A 589-nucleotide genomic window follows, 5' to 3' on the forward strand; every position below is an offset into this window, starting at 1 on the left:
GGCACAAATTCCAACAGTTTTTTGCCATTGAGCCAGTGTTCCACCTTTTCGGGGGTAAATACGATTTTGGAAGAATTCCATTCCCCGACAGGGTTCAATTGTTTTTGTGATTCGTCCGCTACGTGCATGGCATAATCGGCCCCCGTTTTCTGCCAATCTTGGAGCAGTTCGGGGTGCTCGGCACCAAATTGTGAGTTGTATCCGGTCAAATCGTGGATGTTCGCATAGTTTTCATCATCGATGATCTGATATTCCGGGGCCACTACCGGAGGACCGTCATAACCTTCTTTTACATGATAAAAAATGCCGCTATTGGCCCCTTCGGGTATTTTCCATTCCAGATAGAGTTCAAAATTATCGAACTCCTCGGCACCATATATAATGTCCTTTCCTCCTTTATAATCCTGTTCAAGGCCGAGCTCGGTGTCAAAGGTCAATATGCTGTCCTTTATGGTCCATCCGGGGGGCAGGGAATCCATATTGTACCCTCTCCAACCTTCCAGACTGGTACCATCAAAAAGATGGACCCATTCGGGTTTCTTCTCTTCAGGTTGGGGGGTTGATGTTTCTTCCGTTTGTTTCGATTGGT

The 589-nt window shown here is 46.7% G+C and carries 1 protein-coding gene; it reads right to left on the minus strand.

Going from position 1 to position 589, the window contains the following annotated elements:
- Positions 1-589, minus strand: a 589-nt coding sequence (locus FOT42_RS17935) for a 3-keto-disaccharide hydrolase (protein WP_151891799.1), incomplete at both ends; no start/stop codon positions are given.

Origin of the sequence: Flagellimonas hadalis (assembly GCF_007785775.2) — a bacterium.
Lineage (GTDB): Bacteria > Bacteroidota > Bacteroidia > Flavobacteriales > Flavobacteriaceae > Flagellimonas > Flagellimonas hadalis.